18 protein-coding genes and 2 tRNA genes are annotated in these 18794 nt (G+C 73.6%); 5 read left to right on the top strand and 15 right to left on the bottom strand.

Annotated features, from left to right (window positions below; translation table 11 throughout):
- Window positions 1-2: 2 nt before the first annotated feature.
- Window positions 3-1457, bottom strand: a complete 1455-nt coding sequence (gene leuC / locus ASD18_RS09540) for a 3-isopropylmalate dehydratase large subunit (RefSeq protein WP_056089837.1) — start codon at window positions 1455-1457, stop codon at window positions 3-5.
- A 106-nt stretch (window positions 1458-1563) separates the two neighbouring features.
- Between leuC and ASD18_RS09535 the strand changes: the two genes are divergently transcribed.
- Complete coding sequence (locus tag ASD18_RS09535) at window positions 1564-2283, top strand: IclR family transcriptional regulator (RefSeq protein WP_028046824.1); 720 nt, start codon at window positions 1564-1566, stop codon at window positions 2281-2283.
- The gene (locus ASD18_RS09530) at window positions 2283-2513 is read left to right on the top strand and encodes a hypothetical protein (protein ID WP_056089834.1); all 231 of its coding nucleotides are present in this window, start codon (window positions 2283-2285) and stop codon (window positions 2511-2513) included. The genes ASD18_RS09535 and ASD18_RS09530 overlap by 1 nt, the downstream gene beginning before the upstream one ends.
- Before the next feature lie 53 nt (window positions 2514-2566).
- Here the strand turns inward: ASD18_RS09530 and ASD18_RS09525 are convergent.
- The 5 genes from ASD18_RS09525 to ASD18_RS09505 all read right to left on the bottom strand — a co-directional run bounded on the left by ASD18_RS09525 (window position 2567) and on the right by ASD18_RS09505 (window position 5367).
- Window positions 2567-2639: transfer RNA gene (locus ASD18_RS09525), tRNA-Glu, on the bottom strand.
- Window positions 2640-2725: 86 nt separating this feature from the next.
- A tRNA-Gln gene (locus ASD18_RS09520) sits at window positions 2726-2797 on the bottom strand.
- A gap of 148 nt (window positions 2798-2945) precedes the next feature.
- Window positions 2946-3401, bottom strand: a complete 456-nt coding sequence (locus ASD18_RS09515) for a hypothetical protein (protein ID WP_056089830.1) — start codon at window positions 3399-3401, stop codon at window positions 2946-2948.
- Window positions 3402-3437: 36 nt separating this feature from the next.
- On the bottom strand, window positions 3438-4703 hold the full coding sequence (locus ASD18_RS09510) for a hypothetical protein (RefSeq protein WP_056089827.1): 1266 nt from the start codon (window positions 4701-4703) through the stop codon (window positions 3438-3440).
- A 1-nt stretch (window position 4704) separates the two neighbouring features.
- Window positions 4705-5367, bottom strand: a complete 663-nt coding sequence (locus ASD18_RS09505) for a hypothetical protein (RefSeq protein WP_056089824.1) — start codon at window positions 5365-5367, stop codon at window positions 4705-4707.
- 115 nt (window positions 5368-5482) lie between these two features.
- On the opposite strand from ASD18_RS09505, the gene ASD18_RS09500 reads away from it, so the two are divergent.
- Window positions 5483-5716, top strand: a complete 234-nt coding sequence (locus ASD18_RS09500; RefSeq protein ID WP_056089822.1) for a helix-turn-helix domain-containing protein — start codon at window positions 5483-5485, stop codon at window positions 5714-5716.
- A gap of 4 nt (window positions 5717-5720) precedes the next feature.
- On the opposite strand, the gene ASD18_RS09495 is transcribed toward ASD18_RS09500, so the two are convergent.
- Window positions 5721-6248: a hypothetical protein gene (locus ASD18_RS09495; RefSeq protein WP_056089818.1), complete on the bottom strand. Its 528-nt coding sequence runs from the start codon at window positions 6246-6248 to the stop codon at window positions 5721-5723.
- Window positions 6249-6412: 164 nt separating this feature from the next.
- Between ASD18_RS09495 and ASD18_RS09490 the strand changes: the two genes are divergently transcribed.
- Window positions 6413-7210, top strand: coding sequence for a LysM peptidoglycan-binding domain-containing protein (locus ASD18_RS09490; RefSeq protein ID WP_056089814.1), 798 nt, complete (start codon window positions 6413-6415; stop codon window positions 7208-7210).
- Entirely contained in the window at window positions 7207-7812 is a 606-nt protein-coding gene (locus ASD18_RS09485; RefSeq protein ID WP_056089811.1) for an Rv3235 family protein, read from the top strand. Before ASD18_RS09490 ends, ASD18_RS09485 begins: the two co-directional genes overlap by 4 nt.
- A gap of 51 nt (window positions 7813-7863) precedes the next feature.
- On the opposite strand, the gene secA is transcribed toward ASD18_RS09485, so the two are convergent.
- The 8 genes from secA to mtrA all read right to left on the bottom strand — a co-directional run bounded on the left by secA (window position 7864) and on the right by mtrA (window position 18744).
- Entirely contained in the window at window positions 7864-10677 is a 2814-nt protein-coding gene (gene secA / locus ASD18_RS09480; RefSeq protein ID WP_056089808.1) for a preprotein translocase subunit SecA, read from the bottom strand.
- Window positions 10678-10680: 3 nt separating this feature from the next.
- Window positions 10681-11661, bottom strand: coding sequence for a DMT family transporter (locus ASD18_RS09475; protein WP_056089805.1), 981 nt, complete (start codon window positions 11659-11661; stop codon window positions 10681-10683).
- The gene (locus ASD18_RS09470; RefSeq protein ID WP_056089802.1) at window positions 11658-12938 is read right to left on the bottom strand and encodes a winged helix-turn-helix domain-containing protein; all 1281 of its coding nucleotides are present in this window, start codon (window positions 12936-12938) and stop codon (window positions 11658-11660) included. Before ASD18_RS09470 ends, ASD18_RS09475 begins: the two co-directional genes overlap by 4 nt.
- A gap of 78 nt (window positions 12939-13016) precedes the next feature.
- The gene (hpf, locus tag ASD18_RS09465; RefSeq protein ID WP_056089799.1) at window positions 13017-13646 is read right to left on the bottom strand and encodes a ribosome hibernation-promoting factor, HPF/YfiA family; all 630 of its coding nucleotides are present in this window, start codon (window positions 13644-13646) and stop codon (window positions 13017-13019) included.
- Window positions 13647-13852: 206 nt separating this feature from the next.
- Window positions 13853-14590 (bottom strand): ComF family protein, encoded by a 738-nt coding sequence (locus ASD18_RS09460; protein ID WP_056089796.1) that lies wholly within the window; start codon window positions 14588-14590, stop codon window positions 13853-13855.
- Between the two features lie 71 nt (window positions 14591-14661).
- The gene (locus ASD18_RS09455; protein ID WP_056089793.1) at window positions 14662-16320 is read right to left on the bottom strand and encodes an LpqB family beta-propeller domain-containing protein; all 1659 of its coding nucleotides are present in this window, start codon (window positions 16318-16320) and stop codon (window positions 14662-14664) included.
- Window positions 16317-18038: an MtrAB system histidine kinase MtrB gene (gene mtrB, locus ASD18_RS09450; protein WP_369817262.1), complete on the bottom strand. Its 1722-nt coding sequence runs from the start codon at window positions 18036-18038 to the stop codon at window positions 16317-16319. Before mtrB ends, ASD18_RS09455 begins: the two co-directional genes overlap by 4 nt.
- 22 nt (window positions 18039-18060) lie before the next feature.
- Window positions 18061-18744: an MtrAB system response regulator MtrA gene (gene mtrA, locus ASD18_RS09445; protein ID WP_055912929.1), complete on the bottom strand. Its 684-nt coding sequence runs from the start codon at window positions 18742-18744 to the stop codon at window positions 18061-18063.
- Between the last annotated feature and the right edge of the window lie 50 nt (window positions 18745-18794).

Below are 18794 nucleotides of genomic sequence, written 5' to 3'. Positions count from 1 at the left end.
GGTCAGACCGTCTGGAGGTCGGTGAGGGGGCTGCCGTCGGGCGCGGGTACTCCGGCATCGAGATCGGCGAAGGACGACAGGGTGCCGCGGATCGCGGTCGCCGCAGCCACGAGCGGCGACACCAGGTGCGTGCGCCCACCCTTGCCCTGGCGGCCCTCGAAGTTGCGGTTCGACGTCGAGGCCGAGCGCTCCCCCGGCGCCAGCTGGTCCGGGTTCATGCCCAGACACATCGAGCAGCCGGCGTTGCGCCACTCGGCACCGAAGTCGAGGAAGATCTTGTCCAGCCCCTCGGCCTCGGCCTGCAGGCGCACCCGGGCCGACGCCGGCACCACGAGGACGCGGACGTCGTCGGCCTTGTGCTTGCCGCGGACCACCTTGGCCACCGAGCGCAGGTCCTCGATGCGGCCGTTGGTGCACGAGCCGATGAAGACCGTGTCGACCTTGATCTCGCGCAGCGGCTGACCGGGCGTCAGGCCCATGTATTCGATGGCGCGCTCGGCGGCGACGCGCTCGTTGGCGTCGGCGATCTGCTCCGGCACCGGGACCGAGCCGGACAGCGGCAGGCCCTGGCCGGGGTTGGTGCCCCACGTGACGAACGGCTCGAGATCCTGCGCCCGCAGCACGACCTCGACGTCGAACTGCGCGTCGTCGTCCGTGCGCAGCGTCCGCCAGTACTCCACCGCGGCGTCCCAGTCGGCACCCTCGGGGGCGTGCGGGCGGCCCTGGAGGTACTCGAACGTGGTCTCGTCCGGCGCGATCATCCCCGCGCGGGCGCCGGCCTCGATCGACATGTTGCAGATCGTCATGCGGGCTTCCATCGACAACGCCCGGATGGCCTCGCCGCGGTACTCGAGCACGTAGCCCTGACCGCCGCCGGTCCCGATCTTGGCGATGATCGCCAGGATGATGTCCTTGCTCGTCGCCCCGACGGGCAGCTCGCCGTCGACCGTGATCGCCATGGTCTTGAAGGGCGCCAGCGGCAGCGTCTGCGTGGCGAGCACGTGCTCGACCTCGCTGGTGCCGATGCCGAACGCGAGGGCGCCGAACGCGCCGTGCGTCGACGTGTGCGAGTCGCCGCACACCACCGTCAGGCCCGGCTGCGTGAGCCCGAGCTGCGGGCCGACCTGGTGGACGATGCCCTGGTCGGCGTCGCCGAGCGAGTGGATCCGGACACCGAACTCCGCGGCGTTGTTGCGCAGCGTCTGGATCTGCGTGCGGCTCGTCTCGTCGGCGATCGGCCGGTCGATGTCGAGCGTCGGAGTGTTGTGGTCCTCGGTCGCGAGCGTGAGGTCCGGGCGGCGGACCGGCCGACCGGCGAGCCGCAGGCCCTCGAAGGCCTGGGGGCTCGTCACCTCGTGCACGAGGTGGAGGTCGATGTAGAGGAGGTCGGGCGCCCCGTCGGTGCCCCGTCGCACGACGTGCGCGTCCCAGACCTTCTCTGCCAACGTGCCGGCCATCTTCTCGGTCCGTTCTCTCGTTCGTTCTCTCGTCCGGGAGTGTGGTTTTCCCGGCTCGCCTGCCGTCGTACTTGCATCTCAGCCTTCGAGACGCCAATATCGACCTATGGACAACTCTAGCGGAGTCGGCGTGCTGGACAAGGCCGCGTCCGTTCTCAGCGCGCTCGAGGCCGGCCCGGCCACCCTCGCACAGCTCGTCACCGCCACCCATCTTGCTCGCCCGACGGCCCACCGGCTGGCGGTGGCGCTCGAGCACCACCGTCTGGTGGCACGCGACATGCAGGGCCGGTTCGTGCTCGGACCCCGCCTCTCGGAGCTGGCGACGGCGGCCGGCGAGGACCGGCTGCTCGCCGCGGCCGGACCGGTGCTGGCCGCGCTGCGCGACCACACCGGTGAGAGCGCGCAGCTCTACCGGCGGCAGGGTGACCAGCGCATCTGTGTCGCCGCGGCCGAGCGTCCGATCGGCCTGCGCGACTCGATCCCGGTGGGCGCGACCCTGACCATGCACGCGGGCTCCGCCGCGCAGATCCTGCTCGCGTGGGAGGAGCCGGACCGGCTGCACCGCGGGCTGCAGGGCGCCAAGTTCACCGCCACGATCCTCTCCGGCGTCCGCCGCCGCGGCTGGGCCCAGTCGGTGTCGGAGCGCGAGGTCGGCGTCGCGTCGGTGTCGGCCCCCGTGCGTGGGCCGTCCGGTCGGATCGTGGCCGCCGTGTCGGTCTCCGGGCCGCTCGAGCGCCTCTCCCGGCAGCCGGGCCGGCTGCACGCCGCCGCGGTCGTCTCGGCGGCCAACCGGCTGACCGAGGTCCTGCGCCGAACGGCGGACTGATGGCTGTCCGCGGTGCAGCAGCGTCCCGACGCCGCCTGCGCCGCCGGGTCGCGCTCGTCGCGTTCGTCGTCGGCCTTCTCGTCGGGGCAGCGCTCGCGCTCCTGGGCGGCGGTGGCGTCGGCGACGCGCTGTTCACCGGCGTGCTGGTGGGCGCGATCGCTGCGGTCATCGGCTGGGGCGTCGTCACCATCCTGCCCACGTCCTCGCACGGGCCCCCCGGCCAGCACTGACGGCGCGCACGCAGAAGGGCCCGGTCACCGTGGTGACCGGGCCCTTCTCGACGTACCCCCGACCGGATTCGAACCGGCGCTACCGCCGTGAGAGGGCGGCGTGCTAGGCCGCTACACAACGGGGGCCTATACGCTGCGAAACCCGAGGGCCTCGCTTGCGAGTGAACACTCTACCCGATCCTCCGAGGAGGTCCGGACCAGCGGTGCTCGCGCTGGGGTACCAGGACTCGAACCTAGACTAACTGAACCAGAATCAGTCGTGCTGCCAATTACACCATACCCCATGGGGGTATAACGCCCGGAGCTCGAGGGTTGCCTGGCGGGGCAGACCAACGCGCATCCGGACGTCGTACCGGCGGTGAACACTACCCGAGCGTCGGGGCCGGGTCCAACTGGCACCGCGCCACGTGACGAAGCACACGGCCATCCAGCTCAGCGCGGGATGGCAGCGAGCTCCGACGCGTCGTACCAGAGGAGGTCGCGCTCGTCGAGGCGGTCGACGGCGGCCTCGTCACCGGCCGCGGCCAGCACGACGTCGGGCGCCGCGCCCGGCTCGTCGACGTGCACGCAGATCACGTCGGACTGCGGCACCTCGCGCGTGAGGTCGACAGCGCTGGGCACGTCGTCGCCGTCAGCCACCGCGAGGACCGCGCCGTCGGGCACGTCGACCGAGACCACCAGCCGCAGCTGCGGCGCACCCGGCGTCCCGCCCAGGAGCTCGAGCGAGTCGTCCGCGGCCGCCAGCTGCGCCGCGTACTCGAGGCCCTCGTCGTCCTCGTCGGGGAACATCGCCCGCAAGGCCGGGGTCACCGCGTGGGCGCGACGGGCCGCGAGCGGTCCCACCGCGGGATCGAGCTGGTCGAGCGAGGCCGGGAGGTAGATGCGCACCCCGCCAGTGTGCCGCGCGCGGCCGCCGCGCGAGCGTCAGGCGCGCACGGCGACCGCAGGCTCCGCCGAGGGGGCGGCGACCAGGAGCGAGTCCAGGTGGGCCGCGATCCCCGCGAGCGCGCGTCGGGCAGGCGATCCGGGCGCGGCCTCGCGGAGCGTCTGCGCCTCGAGGAGCGCGGTGTCCAGCGCCGGCCCGTCGTCGGGCACCAGGTACGCGTCCGGCACCCCGGCGTACCGCGCGAGGGCCTGTCCGACGGCGTCACCGGGCTGCGGACCGGCCACCGACGCGCGCACGCGGTTGACCAGCACCATCCGCGTGCTGCCGAGGCCCAGGTCCGTGAGCTCCCCCAGGCCCCGGACCAGCCGCTGGATCCCCACCGGGTCCCCCGCGCCGACCACCAGCACCACGTCCGCCGCCTCGAGCGCGCTGAGCGTGGCGGCGTTCCGCCGCGGGGCGCGCGTGTCGTAGCTGAGCACTTCGTCCTGCTCGAGGCAGAAGCCGCAGTCGATCACGGTCCACTCGGCGAGCCCCCGGGCGACCGTCCAGACCGCGTCGAGCGAGGACGACGGCAGCTCCGGCCAGCGGTCCGCCCGGGAGATCCCCGACAGCACCCGCAGGTCCGGGGCGATCGTCGGGGTGATCCTGGCCAACGTCATCAGGTCGAGGGTCCCCTGGCCGGCCGCGCGAGCCGCCGCGGCGAGGCCCGGCGCCTCGTCCAGCATGCCGACCACCTGCGCGACGCAGCCGCCGTACGTGTCTCCGTCCACGAGCAGCGTGCGTCGCCCGGCGGCGGCCAGCTCCGCGGCCACGTTCACGGCGACCGTGGTCCGTCCCGGCGCCCCCGTCGGCCCCCACACAGCAGCGACCAGCCCGCGCGCCGGGCGGCGGATCGTCTCCTCGTCGGGCCACGACGGATCGCGCCCGTTGTCGGGCGCGGCACCGAGGACGACCAGCGCGTCACGGACCACCTCGCTCGCGGACGCCTCGTCGTGCGGGGCGGCCGCGACGAGGTCCGCGCCCAGGGCCGCCAGCCGCTCGCCGAGCCACGGGCGCGCCGCGTCACCGATGCCGACCACGCGCACACCGGCCCGGTGCAGGAGCTCGATCGCCTCCCGGTCGAGGAGGTCGAGGTCGCCCGACACGACCGCCAGCCGACCGAGACCGGCCTCCGCCGCGGCGAGCAGCTCCGTCAGGTCCGCGCACCGCCGCGTCACGCTCAGGCGACCCCCGGTCTGCTCGACGGCCTGCACGATGATCGCCTCCGCCGCGCCCTGCACGGCGCACAGCACCCCGACGGCCACGTCAGCCGCCCGAGCCGAGGACCGGCACGACGTCGACGGTGCCCTCGGCCGCGAGCGCGGTGAGCACCGCCGGCAGCAGTGCGCTCGGGACCAGCACCTGGACCGCGCTCCCCCCGGAGGCGCGGAACGCTCCCGACGGGGTGCTGACCTCGGCCACCGTGAGGCCGCCGGCCAGCTCGCGCGGCTGGTCCGGTGCGGTGTCGTCGTCCGGGGCGGGGGGTGTGAACCAGAGGTCGACAAGGGCGCCCGGCACCACGTCCTGCGACGGGGCGCGCTCGAGGGTCACCGAGACCGGCCGCAGATCGAGGTCCGCGGCCGAGCCGACGGCCGACGCGGGGACCAGCTCGCCGCGCCCGACCGCCCGTACGGCCACGACGTCGCGCGCGATCGCCTCGTCGGCACGCAGGTAGTGGTCGAGGTTCACCGTGCCCAGCCGCACGTCGACGACCGCGAGCTCGTCCGCGGACACCCGGTCGCCCGGCACCAGGGCGGCACGCGTCATGTAGACCGGCACCGTCGCCTGCGCCGTGCGGACCGCCCACGACCCCAGCAGCACCGACGCCGCCACCATGGCGACACCCGCCAGCAGCCGAGGGTCACGCCAGCCGGGGCGTCGCAGCCGCGTCGCCACGGGCGCAGGCAGGTCGATCACGCTGGTGTCCATCGGCTCTCCCGTTCGTCGCGCCGCCCCGGACGGCCATCCTGCCGTCTCCCGGGCGGTGCGAACGGAGCATTGTGGACAAACCGGTCCGGGCGCCAGCGCGTGCCACACTGCGGTCATGCCTTCGCGGTTCCTCACCCTCGCGGACGTCACCGAGGTGCTGAACATCTCGGCGCCGCAGGCCTACGCACTCGTCCGCTCCGGGGAGCTGCCCGCCATCCAGATCGGCGGCCGGCTGCAGTGGCGGGTGGAGTCCACCGAGCTCGAGAAGTACATCCAGCGCATGTACGAGCAGACCCGCGCCCGGATCTCGAGCGACGGCAGCACGGCCGACGGCCCCACGTCCGACTGAGACGTCAACGCGACCGCACGACCCGCACCCCTGCGAACGCCACGGCCCACGACCCACGCCCCGTCGCGTCACCGACGTCGCTGAGGTCCAGGTGGTCGGCACCGACGCGATCCACACGGCCGACCAGCTCGGTCCCGCCGACGTCGACCCGGACCACCGCGCGGTCGCGCGCCAGGGCCCGCAGGGCATGAGAGAGCCCGAGGCGTGACTCGACGGCGCCCGGTGCCGGGGCCGCGTGCCCGACGAGCCCGTCGACGCCCGCCACCGCCGCCGTCGGCACCAGCGCGCGGCCGGACGCCGGCATGGCCAGCAGCAGCCACTCGGGCGCCGCATCGACCAGCTCCCCCGTGACCGCGTCTCCGCCCGCGACGAGCACCCGCACCTGGCGACCGACCGACGCACGCGCCCGAGCGGCCAGCGTCACCGAGGCTCGCTCGGCGCGCGCCAGCTCCGCGACGTCCGCGCGCACGTCCGCCAGCCGGCCCGCTGCCAGCTGGGCCTCCATGTCCGCGAAGAGCGCCTCCCACCGCATGTGAGCACCGTAGGGGGTCGATGCGCCGCCGCCGGCCCGACCACCCTCCCGCGATGTCGATCCCGCATCGCGGACCCCGGCTGGACATCAGATCGGACATTCAGGTACATCTATGGCACTCAAGCAGCATCAAACAACATCAAACGACTAGATCAGGGGCGAACATGGCGAGCGACGTCACAGCACAGGACGGCGGCCGGGCAGGCCGCGGCGGGGCCGCCATGACCATCGGTGCTCTGCTCGTCGGAGCGCTGGCAGCGGGCGCGCTGTGCCTGTCGCTCACTCGTCGGGTGCACACGCTGCTCGCCGGCCAGACGGGTCCGTGGAGGGTGGACGCGGCCGTGGAGGTCGGGGTGACCTCCGTCGGGCTGCTCGTCGCCGCGTGGCTCGCGGGTTCCGGGCTCGTGGCGGCGATGTGCCTGCTGGTCAGGGCGGCCGGGACAACCTGGCGGACCGGTGAGCGCCTCGTGCACCGGTTCGCCCCGCAGGTCGTCCGCAGGGCTCTGGTGCTCGCCGTCGGTGCGGGGATCGGCCTCGGGATGGCCTCAGGTGCGACGGCCGTCGCTCCAGATCCGTCGCCGACGATCTCAGTCACCGCTGATGCCGCCGCGCTCCCCGACCTCGGGTGGGCGGTGACCGTTCCGTCGGCCGAGCCTCACGCGCCGACTCCCGTGCCGGAGGTCGACGTGGCATCCGCGGCGGTGACCAGCCAGGAGCCGGCGGCCACGCCGGCCGCCGCGGAGACCGCTGCAAACCCCGAGTCGGTCGTGGTCGTCGCCGGGGACAGTCTCTGGACGATCGCTGCACGTCACCTGCCGTCGGGCGCCACCGACGCGGAGATCGCCGCGGCCTGGCCCCGGTGGTACGACGCCAACGCGGAGGTGATCGGCGCGGATCCCGACCTGATCCGGCAGGGCCAGGTCCTCACCACACCCGCACAGGTCGGCGAGGTGGCCTGGTGACCGCGCTCGTGCTGATCCGCGACGGCACCGCCGCCGAGGACGCGTTCGCGCGCGTGCGCGACGCCGCCACGGAACCGGGCTCCGCACCCGCCGACGCGCGACCCTGGCACCCCCGGGCACGGCTGGTGCCCGCACCCGTCCCTCCGCTCGTCGAGGTCGCTCCCGGGCGCGCGCACCCGGTGCCCCTGACGGCGACCGCCCGCATCGCGGTCCTGCGGGCCAGCGATCGTTCGTTCGTCGCCGACGCTGACGACGAGCCCGGTCCCGCCCCCGAGGGCGACCCGGCGTTGGTCGCCCGCGCGATCGCGCTCGCAGCCCTGGAGGTGCTGACCGGCGGTCGGTCGGTGGCGCAGCTCGCGCGCTGGCTCACGCCGGGGGTCTACGAGACGCTCCAGGTCCGGGCCGGTCTGACGCAGCGGGTGCTGGGCACCGACCGGGTGGTCCGCCCGCCGACGATCCGCCGTGCCCGGTCGTGCCGGGTCGGGCCGCACGCGATGGAAGCGACCATCGTGGCCGACCACGGCTCGCGCGTGCGGGCCGTCGCCCTCCGGCTCGAAGGCCATCGGGGCTCGTGGCGGGTGACCGCGCTCGAGATCGGGTGAGCGCCGGACGCACGGAAGCCCGCCCCGAGCACGGGGCGGGCTTCCGTCGTGTCAGCGCTTGCGCTGCTGCTTGGCGGCCTTGCGACGTGCCTCGCGGTTCGCAGCGCCCTCCTCCGCCGAGGCGGCCGCGGGGCGGGTGCCGGCGCTCTTGCCGCCGGAGTCCCCGCGGGTGATCACACCGCCGTCACCGTCGACCGACGGGGCCGTGTACTGCAGCGGTGTCCGCTCCGGGCCGTCGATGCCCTTCGCCACGAGCTTGCCGGGCGTCGGACCGTCGGACACCGATCGAGCCGCAGCCGCCTGCGCGCCCGCGCTGGCCGCCGCGGCGACGGCGGAGTCGGCCGTCACGGCCGGAGCGTCGGGTGCTGCCACCTGGACCTCCAGGTTGTACAGGTACCCGACCGTCTCCTCCTTGATGGCGTCCGTCATCGCGTTGAACAGCTGGAAGCCCTCGCGCTGGTACTCCACGAGCGGGTCGCGCTGGGCCATCGCGCGCAGGCCGATGCCCTCCTTGAGGTAGTCCATCTCGTAGAGGTGCTCGCGCCACTTGCGGTCGAGGACCGACAGGGTGACCCGCCGCTCCAGCTGCCGCATGTTCTCCGAACCGATCTGCTCCTCGCGCTCGGCGTAGGCGTGCTCGGCGTCCGAGAGGATCTCCCGCTCGATCAGCTCGGCCGACAGCCGCGTGGGGCCGCCCGCCTGCTCGACGACCTCGTCCGGAGTGATCGAGACGGGGTACACGGCCTTGAGCGCCGTCCACAGCGCGTCGAGGTCCCACGCCTCCGGACGACCCTCGGTCGTGGCGCCGTTGATGTAGGCGGTGAGCACGTCGGAACGGAAGTGCCGGACCTGGTCGTGCAGGTCCTCGCCCTCCAGCACCCGGCGGCGCTGCTCGTAGATCACGACGCGCTGGCGGGACATGACGTCGTCGTACTTGAGGACGTTCTTGCGGATCTCGAAGTTGCGCGCCTCGACCTGCGACTGCGCCGACTGGATGCCACGCGTGACGATCTTCGACTCGAGCGGCATGTCCTCCGGGAACCCGGCGCGCGTCATCATCGACTCCGCGAGCGAGGAGTTGAACAGGCGCATCAGGTCGTCCTGCATGGACAGGTAGAAGCGCGACTCGCCGGGGTCGCCCTGGCGGCCGGAACGACCGCGCAGCTGGTTGTCGATGCGGCGCGACTCGTGGCGCTCCGTGCCGAGCACGTACAGCCCGCCCAGCTCGACGACCTCGTCGTGCTCGGCGGCCACCGACTCCTTGGCCTTCTCGAGCGCGAACGGCCAGGCGGCCTCGTACTCCTCGGCGTTCTCCGCCGGGTCCAGGCCACGGGCGGCGAGGTCCTCGACGGCCATGAACTCGGCGTTGCCGCCCAGCATGATGTCGGTGCCACGGCCGGCCATGTTGGTGGCCACCGTGACGGCGCCCTTGCGGCCGGCCTGCGCGACGATCGAGGCCTCGCGCGCGTGCTGCTTCGCGTTGAGCACCTCGTGCGGGACGCCCTGCTTCTTCAGCTTGGCGGAGAGCAGCTCGCTCTTCTCCACGCTGGTGGTGCCCACGAGCACCGGCTGGCCCTGCGCGTGCCGCTCGACGATGTCCGCGACCACGGCGTCGTACTTGCCGTCCTCGCTCTTGTAGACGTAGTCGCGCTGGTCGAGGCGCTGCATGTCGCGGTTCGTCGGGATCGGCACCACCCCGAGCTTGTACGTGCCCTGGAACTCCGCGGCCTCGGTCTCGGCCGTACCCGTCATCCCCGCGAGCTTGCCGTACAGGCGGAAGTAGTTCTGGAGCGTGATCGTGGCGAGGGTCTGGTTCTCGGCCTTGATGGCCACGCCCTCCTTCGCCTCGATCGCCTGGTGCATGCCCTCGTTGTAGCGGCGGCCCGGCAGGACGCGGCCGGTGTGCTCGTCGACGATGAGCACCTCGCCGTTCGTCACGATGTAGTCCTTGTCCCGCTTGAACAGCTCCTGCGCCTTGATGGCGTTGTTGAGGAAGCCGATGAGCGGGGTGTTCAGGGACTCGTACAGGTTCTCGATGCCGAGGTAGTCCTCGACGCGCTCGATGCCGGGCTCCAGCACGCCGACCGTGCGCTTCTTCTCGTCCACCTCGTAGTCGCGCTCGGCCTGCAGGCGGCGGACCACCTTGGCGAACTCGGCGTACCAGCGGTTGGCGTCGCCGGACGCGGGGCCGGAGATGATCAGCGGGGTCCGCGCCTCGTCGATGAGGATCGAGTCGACCTCGTCGACGATCGCGAAGTTGTGGCCGCGCTGGACCAGCTCGTCCGTGCTCCACGCCATGTTGTCGCGCAGGTAGTCGAACCCGAACTCGTTGTTCGTGCCGTAGGTGATGTCGCACGCGTACTGCCTGCGCCGCTCGGCCGGGTCCTGGCTGGACAGGATGACCCCGCTGGTCAGCCCGAGGAATCGGAAGACGCGACCCATGAGGTCGGACTGGTAGCTGGCCAGGTAGTCGTTGACCGTGACGACGTGGACGCCGTCGCCGGACAGGGCGTTCAGGTACGCGGGCGCGGTGGCGACGAGGGTCTTGCCCTCACCGGTCTTCATCTCCGCGATGTTGCCGAGGTGCAGTGCGGCGCCACCCATGAGCTGCACGTCGAAGTGGCGCTGACCCAGCGTGCGCCGGGCGGCCTCGCGGACCGTGGCGAACGCCTCCGCGAGCAGGTCGTCGAGTGTCTCGCCCTCCGCCAGACGGGCGCGGAAACGGTCCGTCTCCTCGCGCAGCTCGGCGTCGGACAGCGCGACGAAGCTGTCCTCCAGGGCGTTGACCTGCTGGGCGATGCCCGACAGCTTCTTGACGATCCGGCCTTCACCGAGGCGCAGGACCTTCTCGAGGATCGCTGGCACGCACTACTCCCGACGTGTTCGCGCTCCGGGCGCGCGCGGCGTCGGAGCGGCTGAGGTGCCGGCCGCACGGCCGGGCGCGTCCATCGTAGGCGAGCCTGCGCGGCGCGGGCGAAGAACGACCACCGCAACGGCCAGCAGCACGGCACCCACCACACCGGTGACCCCGAGCCGCTCGTCGCGCAGCACCACCGCGCCGACGGTGGCCGTGAGCGGTTCGAGCAGCGCCAGCAGCGCGGCCGTCGTGGCCGGCACGTGCCGTAACCCCGTGAAGTAGGCGCTGTAGGCGGCCGCGGTGGGCACGACGGCCAGGTAGACGAGCAACGCCCAGCCCTGCGGGTCGGTGGGGGTCGCGAGGCCCGATCCGGCCACCGCCGCGAACGGGAGGAGCACGATTCCGCCGAGCGTGAACGCGGTCGCCGTGAGGGGCAGCGGGCCCAGTCCGGGCACGCTCCGGCGGTTCAGGCCGGTCATCGTGGCGAACGCCGCCGCCGACACCAGGGCGAGCAGGGCGCCGGACGCCGTGCCCGGACCGGCGGCGTCGGACGGCCCCACCAGGAGCACCAGACCCACCAGGGCGAGGGCGAGCGCGACGAGCGTGCGCGCGGACGGGAGCCGGCGGGACGACACCGCAGTCCCGACCGCGACGAGCAGCGGCGCGGCGCCGAGGGCGACCAGCGTGGCGACCGCGACGCCGGCACGCTGGACCGCGGCGAAGTAGGCCGCCTGGTAGACGGCGGCGAGCAGAGCGGTCTCGACGACGAGGACGACGACGGGTCTGGTCCGGGCCAGACCGCGCAGCGCCCCCGTGGCCGCGAGCGCGAGGAGCAGCACTCCCCCGCCGCCGAGCAGCCGGTAGGCGGCCACGGTCAGCGGCGGCAGACCAGCGGCGTCCGCGAGCGCGGCGCCGGCGAGCCCGCCGGTCCCCCAGAGCACCCCGCCGAGCGCGACCAGGGCGAAGTCGCGCGGCCGCGTCTCGTGCGTCATGCGGTCCGCACGGCGTGCGCCAGGTCAGCCGCGAGGTCGCCGCGCAGGAGCCCGCCGCGGTCGCCCACCGCGATCTCGTCCAGCCCGAGCCAGCCGGCGAGCTCGTGCAGCTCGGCGGCGAGCGGTTCGACCAGGTCGGCGGTGTGCGACGCGACGGGTGTGTCCGGTCCCGGGGTGCGGTGGGCCGCGTGCACCCGCAGCACGCCCGCCTGCCGGTCCGCCTTGAGATCCACGAGAGCCGACAGCGACTCACCGAGCAGGAACGGCAGCACGTAGTACCCCCAGACCCGCTGCGGCTCGGGGACGTAGATCTCGATCCGGTACCGCAGGCCGAACAGGGCCTCGACGCGGCGGCGCTCGAACACGAGCGGGTCGAACGGGTTCAGCAGCGCCGCGCCGGTCGCGCGGCGGGGCAGGTCGGCGTCGCGGTGCCGCCAGACGGGGCCCTGGTTCCAGCCGTCGACCGTGACCTCGTGCAGCACCCCGTGCTCGACCAGGTCCGCCACCGCCGGCGCCACCCGGTCCTGCTTGATGCGGAAGTAGTCCGCGAGGCAGCGCAGCGTGCCGATCCCGTGTGCCCGCGCCGAGATCTCCACCAGGGCGCGGATCGCGTCCTCGTCGGACGGCTCAGGGGCGGCGAGGGCGTCGGGCGGCAGCACCCGCGAGGTCAGGTCGTACCGACGCTCGAACGCCCCGTTGCGCCCCGCCGACGTCACCTCGCCGGTGAAGAACAGGAACTCCAGGACGCGCTTGGCCACCGTCCAGTTCCACCCCCACTCCTCCCGGGTGGTCGGGTGCTCGGCCTCGAAGTCCTCCTGCACCTGCCGGGCGGTCACGGGTCCGCGCTCGGCGATGATCGCCCGGACCTCGTCCACCACCGGCGAGTGCTTCAGCGGCACCTCGGAGATCGCACCCCACGCCTCCTTCTGGTAGGCGCGCTGCCGCCAGCCGAGGAGCCGGTACGTCTCCGGTGGCACGAACGAGGCCATGTGCGCCCAGGTCTCGACGAGCCGGCGAGGAGCCTGGCCCGACGCGCGGTCGAGCAGGGCGGGGTCGTACGCGCCGATGCGCGAGAAGGTCGGCATGAGGTGAGCGCGCGCGAGCACGTTGACCGAGTCGATCTGCAGCACGCCCAGGCGGTCGACGACCTGCTGGAACTGGCGCATGGTCGGCGCCGTGCCGCGAGCCGGGCGGGGCCGGTCCAGGCCCTGGGCGCGCAGCGCGATGCGCCGTGCCTGCGAGAGGGTGAGGCGTTCTGGGGCGCCCGGAGAGATCACGTGGACATCCTGCCGTGCGACGCCCACACGACGACGCCCGACCCGTGCGAGACGGGTCGGGCGTCGTCGGGGACGAGATCAGCCGGAGACGGCGGCCAGCGGCGTTCCGACGACGGCGGCGTCGAGCTTGATCACGCCGTAGCTCCACCCGCGCCTGCGGTAGGCGACGGACGGCTGCGCGGTCTCGGCGTCGATGAACAGGAAGAAGTCGTGACCGACGAGCTCCATCTCGTAGAGCGCGTCGTCGACCGTCATCGGCTGGGCCTGGTGGACCTTCTCGCGGATGACGACCGGGGAGTCGCCGAGCGTCGTCTCGACGGCCGCGTCGGGATCGAGCGGCGCGGACGCCTCCGGCTCGGGCTCGGGCGGGCGGACGTCGACAGGGGCGATCGGAGTGTGGTTGCGGTGGTCCTTGCGCCGGTCGCGGGTCCGCCGCAGCCGCTCGAGAAGCTTCCCGAGAGCCAGGTCCAGGGCCGCGTACCTGTCGTCGGCGCACGCCTCGGCACGGATCACAGGCCCTCGGTCGACGACGGTGAGCTCGACGCGCTCACTGCTACCCGCCTGTCGAGGGTTCGTCTCGTGCGACACGACGACGTCGATGCGCTGAGCGCGGGGGGCCAGCTGCTCGACTTTCGCGAGCTTCTGCTCGACGTGCGCCCTGTACTTCGGGAGCACCTCGGTGTGCCGGCCGGCAACCACGATCTCCATGTGAGCCTCCTGAGAGGGTCGGGGGCGGGTCAGGCCCGCCCGAGGGTGACAGTGCAATGGGCTGCCCCAGGGGCAGTCGGGCGGCGTCACCTCCTCCCGCGGCCTGCCCGGTCGACCCGGCGAGGGGTCGGTCCGTGCTGTGCCAACGGCTCAGGCCCCCACGCTAACCCCGCGCCCGCCCGCGAACCACTCACCTCGCCAAGGGATCACCCTGTGGACAGGTTCCGGCCTGGCGGGAGGCGCGCCGGACGCGCCGGACCGGGCGTCGACGCCAGCGTCACCGCCCCGATCACCCGGGCTCCGCGACTCTCGAGCGCCGACCGGCACACGGCGACCGTGGCACCGGTGGTGAGCACGTCGTCCACGAGCAGGACGAGCCTGCCCTCGACCTGCTCCGCGCGCCGGTCCGGCACCCGCACGTGGCCGACGAGGTTGCGCGTGCGCGCGCGAGCGCCGAGGCCGACCTGGTCGTGACCCCGGGACCGGACCAGCACGGGCGCCGACGCGGCGGGATGCCCGCCCCGGACGAGGCCCTCGACCACCGCGCCGGCGAGCGCCTCGACGAGGTTGCCGCCCCGGCGGCGTCGGGCCTCGGCCGTCGAGGGGGCGGCGACCACGAGCAGGGGCTGGACGCCGAGGTCCGGCGGGAGGGCAGTCGCCGCGAGCGCGAGCGCCTGCCCGAACGGACGCGTGAGATCGAGCCGGCCGCGGTCCTTCCACGCGATGATCGCGCGGCGGACGTCGCCCGTGCAGTCGGCGAGCGTCCATACCGGCAGCGGACCGTGCCCGTCCATCCGGTCCAGCCGCGGCGCGCGGTCCTCGCACCGCCACGGACGTCGCGCGAGCCGCCGGGAGCACGTCGAGCACCAGGCGACGTCGTCGGCCCCGCAGCCGGCGCACTCGACGGGCAGCAGGAGGCCGAGCAGCTCACGGGCGGACGTCATCGCTGCAGCCTGCTCGCCTGCGGCCGCGCAGGAGGGGAGCCGGTGGACGGCGGTGGGCTGTGGGCGGCCGGTCAGCCGGGGAACGACGGGTCGGCCGCACCGGTCAGACCGATGACCTGCGCCCAGGTGGAGCCGACGAACCGACGCAGCTCGCCGGCGGTCGTGGTCACGTAGATGACCGACGAGCTCCCCGCGAGGCCGGCGAGCTCGGCCACCGCCGGCAGGGGCCTGGTCGGGCCTGCGACGGGGACCAGGTGCACGGCGGGGTTCCCCGTCGAGCGTCCGATGACCGCGAGCGTCGACTCCTCGGCCCAGACCACGGAGGACGCGTCGACGAGGGCGGCGCCGGCGCGGACCGGGGCCCCCAGCTGCTGCGGTCCCCCGGACTCGTCGCGGGTGATCGCCGCGACGTCGAGCTGGACGCCGTCCGCCCCGGCGGAGACGACCGCGACCCGGACCCCGTCGCGGGCCACACGGACGGCACGAACCGCGCGGCCTTCCAGCCAGTCCGCGCTCACCTGGACCGGGGCGTCGCCCGCGCGCGCAGCGACCAGGCCGCTCGACGGCTGTGCCGTCCAGGCCCAGCCGAACCTGTCGACGGAGGGGGCGACGAGAGCCGTCCCGGTCAGGAGGTCCTGCGCGGGCACGTCCGCAGTGGGCACCGTGCTCAACGTGTTCGGCCCCGAGAGCATCACCCGCACCGACCCGTCCTCGTTGCTCGCCGGGCTGCGCGGGTCGAGCGAGTCGAGGGCGCCGAGGCCGGGCACCGGCTCGGGCTCGCCGTCCACGAGGGCCACGATGCGGTCGTCCTGGAGGAACTCGACGTTGCTCGGCGGGCCGGACCCGCGCTCCAACGTCGCGGCACCCTCCAGAGGCACGTCGCCGGCGTACACCTGGACCGAGCCGATGCCGGGCACCGGCCGCAGGCTGGCGTCGATCTGCGCGAGCAGGAGGTCACGGTCGGCGCGAGTCACGGCCAGAGCGGGCTCCAGGGTGACCTGGGCGACGCCCTCGTCGTCCACCGGTACCGACTCGGGGTTGAGCTCGACTCCGTCGGGCACCGCCGTGACGACCGCGTCCTGCAGCCAGGGCGACGGACCGGCCAGCAGCTCGCTGACGATCGACGTGCCCAGGCCCTTCTGCGGGAACCAGCGCGACTCGGGGACGAGGAACTTCTCGTCCGGGGAGAGGAAGTACAACGAGGCCGGCCGATAGCTCCGGCTGAAGTCCTCCTGCTGGAGGATCAGGCCGGGCGGCGTCGCCGCGATCCGCCACTGGTCGGCGTCGTCCTGCACCATCCCGAACGTCACGGACTCGCGCGCGTCCGGCGGGGCCTCGACGTAGACACCGTTCTCGTCGACGCGGGCCAGGACGGGGACGTCGATGGTCACCTCGGTGTCCGTCGTCGTCGGCGCGGGCTCGACCGGTCCGGAGACGACGACCCCGGCCGACGGCTTCCAGGTGCTCTTCGCCTCCCCCGCGAGATACTCCCGGGCCGTCACGAAGTCGTCCGTGAACCCCGCGGCGCCTGCCGCCAGGAACCCGTCGACGATCTCGGTCGGGGTGTCCCCCGGCTGCGGTCCCTGGGCCAGCACGGCGATCTCGGAGGGCTCCGTGACCTCGGCGTCCCCCTCGCTCACGGGTCCGGAGGTCGGGATCGCGGAGCACGCTGCCAGGACGACGAGAGTGACGACCGCGAGGGCGGCGCGGTGGAACGGGCGCGCGGTCATCGGACCTCCTGCCGGTCGGCGTCGTCCAGGTACACCTGGTCGTCGTCCTGGTCGGAGGCCATGTCGGGGAGCGCGGCCGGATCGGTGTTCGGGCGCACGACGGGGATCCGCAGCGCCCCGGTGATCGGCGACTCGTCCGGTGCCAGCGACAGCGGGGAGTCGGTGAGCCGGATGCCGGCGCGTCGTGGCAGCGTGAGCCGGAAGCTCGCTCCGCGGCCGGGCCGGCCCCACGCCTCGAGCCAGCCGCCGTGCAGGTGGGCGTCCTCGAGGGAGATCGCGAGCCCCAGACCAGTGCCGCCCGTCGTCCGGGCGCGCGCGGGGTCGGCCCGCCAGAACCGGTCGAACACGTGCGCGGCCTCGTCGGGGGTCATGCCCACCCCGCGGTCGCGCACGGTGATCGCCACGGCGTGCGCGTCGGCGCCGACCGTCACCTCGACCGTGCTCCCCTCCGCGTGCTCGACGGCGTTGACCAGGAGGTTGCGCAGGATGCGCTCGACGCGCCGCGGGTCGATGTCCGCGACGCAGCGCTCCTCGGGCACGACGACGTGCAGCCACGCGCCTCGCCGGTCGGCGAGCGGCGCCGCGTGGTCGACGGCCGTGATGACGACGTCGCGCACGTCGCGGCCCTCCGCGTCGAGCACCGCGGCGCCGGCGTCGAACCGGCTGATCTCCAGCAGGTCCGCCAGCAGGTCCTCGAACCGGTCGAGCTGGGTCTGCAGGAGCTCCGCCGAGCGCTTGGCGGCGGGGTCGAAGTCCTCGCGGGACGCGTGGATGACCTCGCCCGCCATCCGGATCGTCGTCAGCGGGGTGCGCAGCTCGTGCGACACGTCCGAGACGAACCGGCGCTGGAGCGTCGACAGCTCCTCCATGCGGTGGATCTGGTCCTGGAGGCTGTCCGCCATCTCGTTGAAGGAGCGGGCGAGCGTGGCCATCTCGTCCTCCCCCTTCTCGGGCATCCGCTCGGACAGGTGCCCGTCGGCCAGCCGCTCGGCGACCTGGGCCGCTCGGCGCACGGGCTGGACCGTCTGCCGGGTGACCAGCCAGGTCATGCTGCCCAGCAGGACGACGAGCGCGGCTGCCGCGAGGCCGAGGGTGCGCTGCAGGAAGTCGAGCCGGTCCTGCTCCGACTGGAGGCTGTACAGGAAGAAGAGCTGGTACGTGCCGACGACCGGCACGGTCACGTCCTGCCCGACGAGCACCCCGGGCGACACCCCGCCGGTCTCGCGCGGGATCGCGACGGACTGCCACTGCTGACCACCACCGGCGGTCGCCAGCCGCAGCTCGGGGCTGACCAGCGGGATGAGCGCCGGCGTCGTCGTCGCGCCCGAGATGTCCAGGCTGCTGCCCTCCTGACCGGGCGCGCGCAGCAGGAAGACCTCGCGTCGGTCCGAGCCGCCGGTGCGTTGGGCCTTGGACACGTCGCCGAGCAGGCGCTGCACGTCCGTGCGCGCCGTGGCCGTCGAGAAGTCGAGCGTCGCCTGCGCCTGCTGCGCGGACCGCGCACTCTCCTGCAGCACCTGGTCGAGCCGGGCCTGGAACAGACCGTCGGCCATCCGGGCGCTGACGTACGCACCGACGAGGGTGAGGGCCACCAGACCGATGGCCAGCGTCGACGTGATGACCCGGACCTGCAGGGACGACCGCCACACGCTCGACCACGCACGGACGCGCCTCCGCGACCGTGCCCGGAGCAGCCGCCAGGCGCCGCTCACGCGCACGATCGGGATGCTCCGGACGACCTCACGTCGAGGCCACGCCCGCCTTGTAGCCGACACCGCGGACGGTGACGACGATCTCGGGCTGCTCGGGGTCGTTCTCGATCTTGGAGCGCAGGCGCTGCACGTGGACGTTCACGAGCCGGGTGTCGGCGGCGTGCCGGTAGCCCCACACCTTCTCCAGCAGCACCTCGCGCGTGAACACCTGCCACGGCTTGCGGGCGAGCGCCACCAGCAGGTCGAACTCGAGCGGGGTGAGCGAGACCGGCCGGCCCGCCCGCGCGACGCGGTGACCGGGCACGTCGATGGTCACGTCGCCGATGGTGAGGTGCTCGGGCGCGGGCTCGTCGCTGCGCCGGAGCCGGGCACGGACCCGCGCGACGAGCTCCTTGGGCTTGAACGGCTTGGAGATGTAGTCGTCGGCGCCGGACTCCAGGCCGAGGACCACGTCGACCGTGTCGCTCTTGGCCGTGAGCATGACGATGGGCACGCCCGACTCGGCGCGGATCTGCCGGCAGACCTCGTTGCCGTCCTTGCCCGGCAGCATGAGGTCGAGCAGGACGAGGTCCGGCTGCGTGGCGCGGAACACCCCGATCGCCTCGTCACCGTCCTCGCAGAACACCGGGTCGAAACCCTCGGACCGCAGCACGATGCCGATCATCTCGGCCAGCGCGGTGTCGTCGTCGACCACGAGCACTCGTCCCTTCATGGCGGCATTCTCGCACCGCAGAGGCCCGTACCCGGGCCACATGGGCCGAC

The organism is Cellulomonas sp. Root137 (assembly GCF_001426725.1).
GTDB lineage: Bacteria > Actinomycetota > Actinomycetes > Actinomycetales > Cellulomonadaceae > Cellulomonas.
Note: the sequence above shows the minus strand (reverse complement) of the source record. Positions and strands in the feature narration are given on the sequence as shown.

What these genes read in the sequence shown, in the direction of transcription:
- leuC (WP_056089837.1), bottom strand. Translation starts at nt 1,457, where the DNA reads ATGGCCGGCACGTTGGCAGAGAAGGTCTGGGACGCGCACGTCGTGCGA.
- ASD18_RS09535 (WP_028046824.1), top strand. Translation starts at nt 1,564, where the DNA reads ATGGACAACTCTAGCGGAGTCGGCGTGCTGGACAAGGCCGCGTCCGTT.
- ASD18_RS09530 (WP_056089834.1), top strand. Translation starts at nt 2,283, where the DNA reads ATGGCTGTCCGCGGTGCAGCAGCGTCCCGACGCCGCCTGCGCCGCCGG.
- ASD18_RS09505 (WP_056089824.1), bottom strand. Translation starts at nt 5,367, where the DNA reads ATGGACACCAGCGTGATCGACCTGCCTGCGCCCGTGGCGACGCGGCTG.
- ASD18_RS09500 (WP_056089822.1), top strand. Translation starts at nt 5,483, where the DNA reads ATGCCTTCGCGGTTCCTCACCCTCGCGGACGTCACCGAGGTGCTGAAC.
- ASD18_RS09495 (WP_056089818.1), bottom strand. Translation starts at nt 6,248, where the DNA reads ATGCGGTGGGAGGCGCTCTTCGCGGACATGGAGGCCCAGCTGGCAGCG.
- ASD18_RS09490 (WP_056089814.1), top strand. Translation starts at nt 6,413, where the DNA reads ATGGCGAGCGACGTCACAGCACAGGACGGCGGCCGGGCAGGCCGCGGC.
- ASD18_RS09475 (WP_056089805.1), bottom strand. Translation starts at nt 11,661, where the DNA reads ATGACGCACGAGACGCGGCCGCGCGACTTCGCCCTGGTCGCGCTCGGC.
- hpf (WP_056089799.1), bottom strand. Translation starts at nt 13,646, where the DNA reads ATGGAGATCGTGGTTGCCGGCCGGCACACCGAGGTGCTCCCGAAGTAC.
- ASD18_RS09460 (WP_056089796.1), bottom strand. Translation starts at nt 14,590, where the DNA reads ATGACGTCCGCCCGTGAGCTGCTCGGCCTCCTGCTGCCCGTCGAGTGC.
- ASD18_RS09455 (WP_056089793.1), bottom strand. Translation starts at nt 16,320, where the DNA reads ATGACCGCGCGCCCGTTCCACCGCGCCGCCCTCGCGGTCGTCACTCTC.
- mtrA (WP_055912929.1), bottom strand. Translation starts at nt 18,744, where the DNA reads ATGAAGGGACGAGTGCTCGTGGTCGACGACGACACCGCGCTGGCCGAG.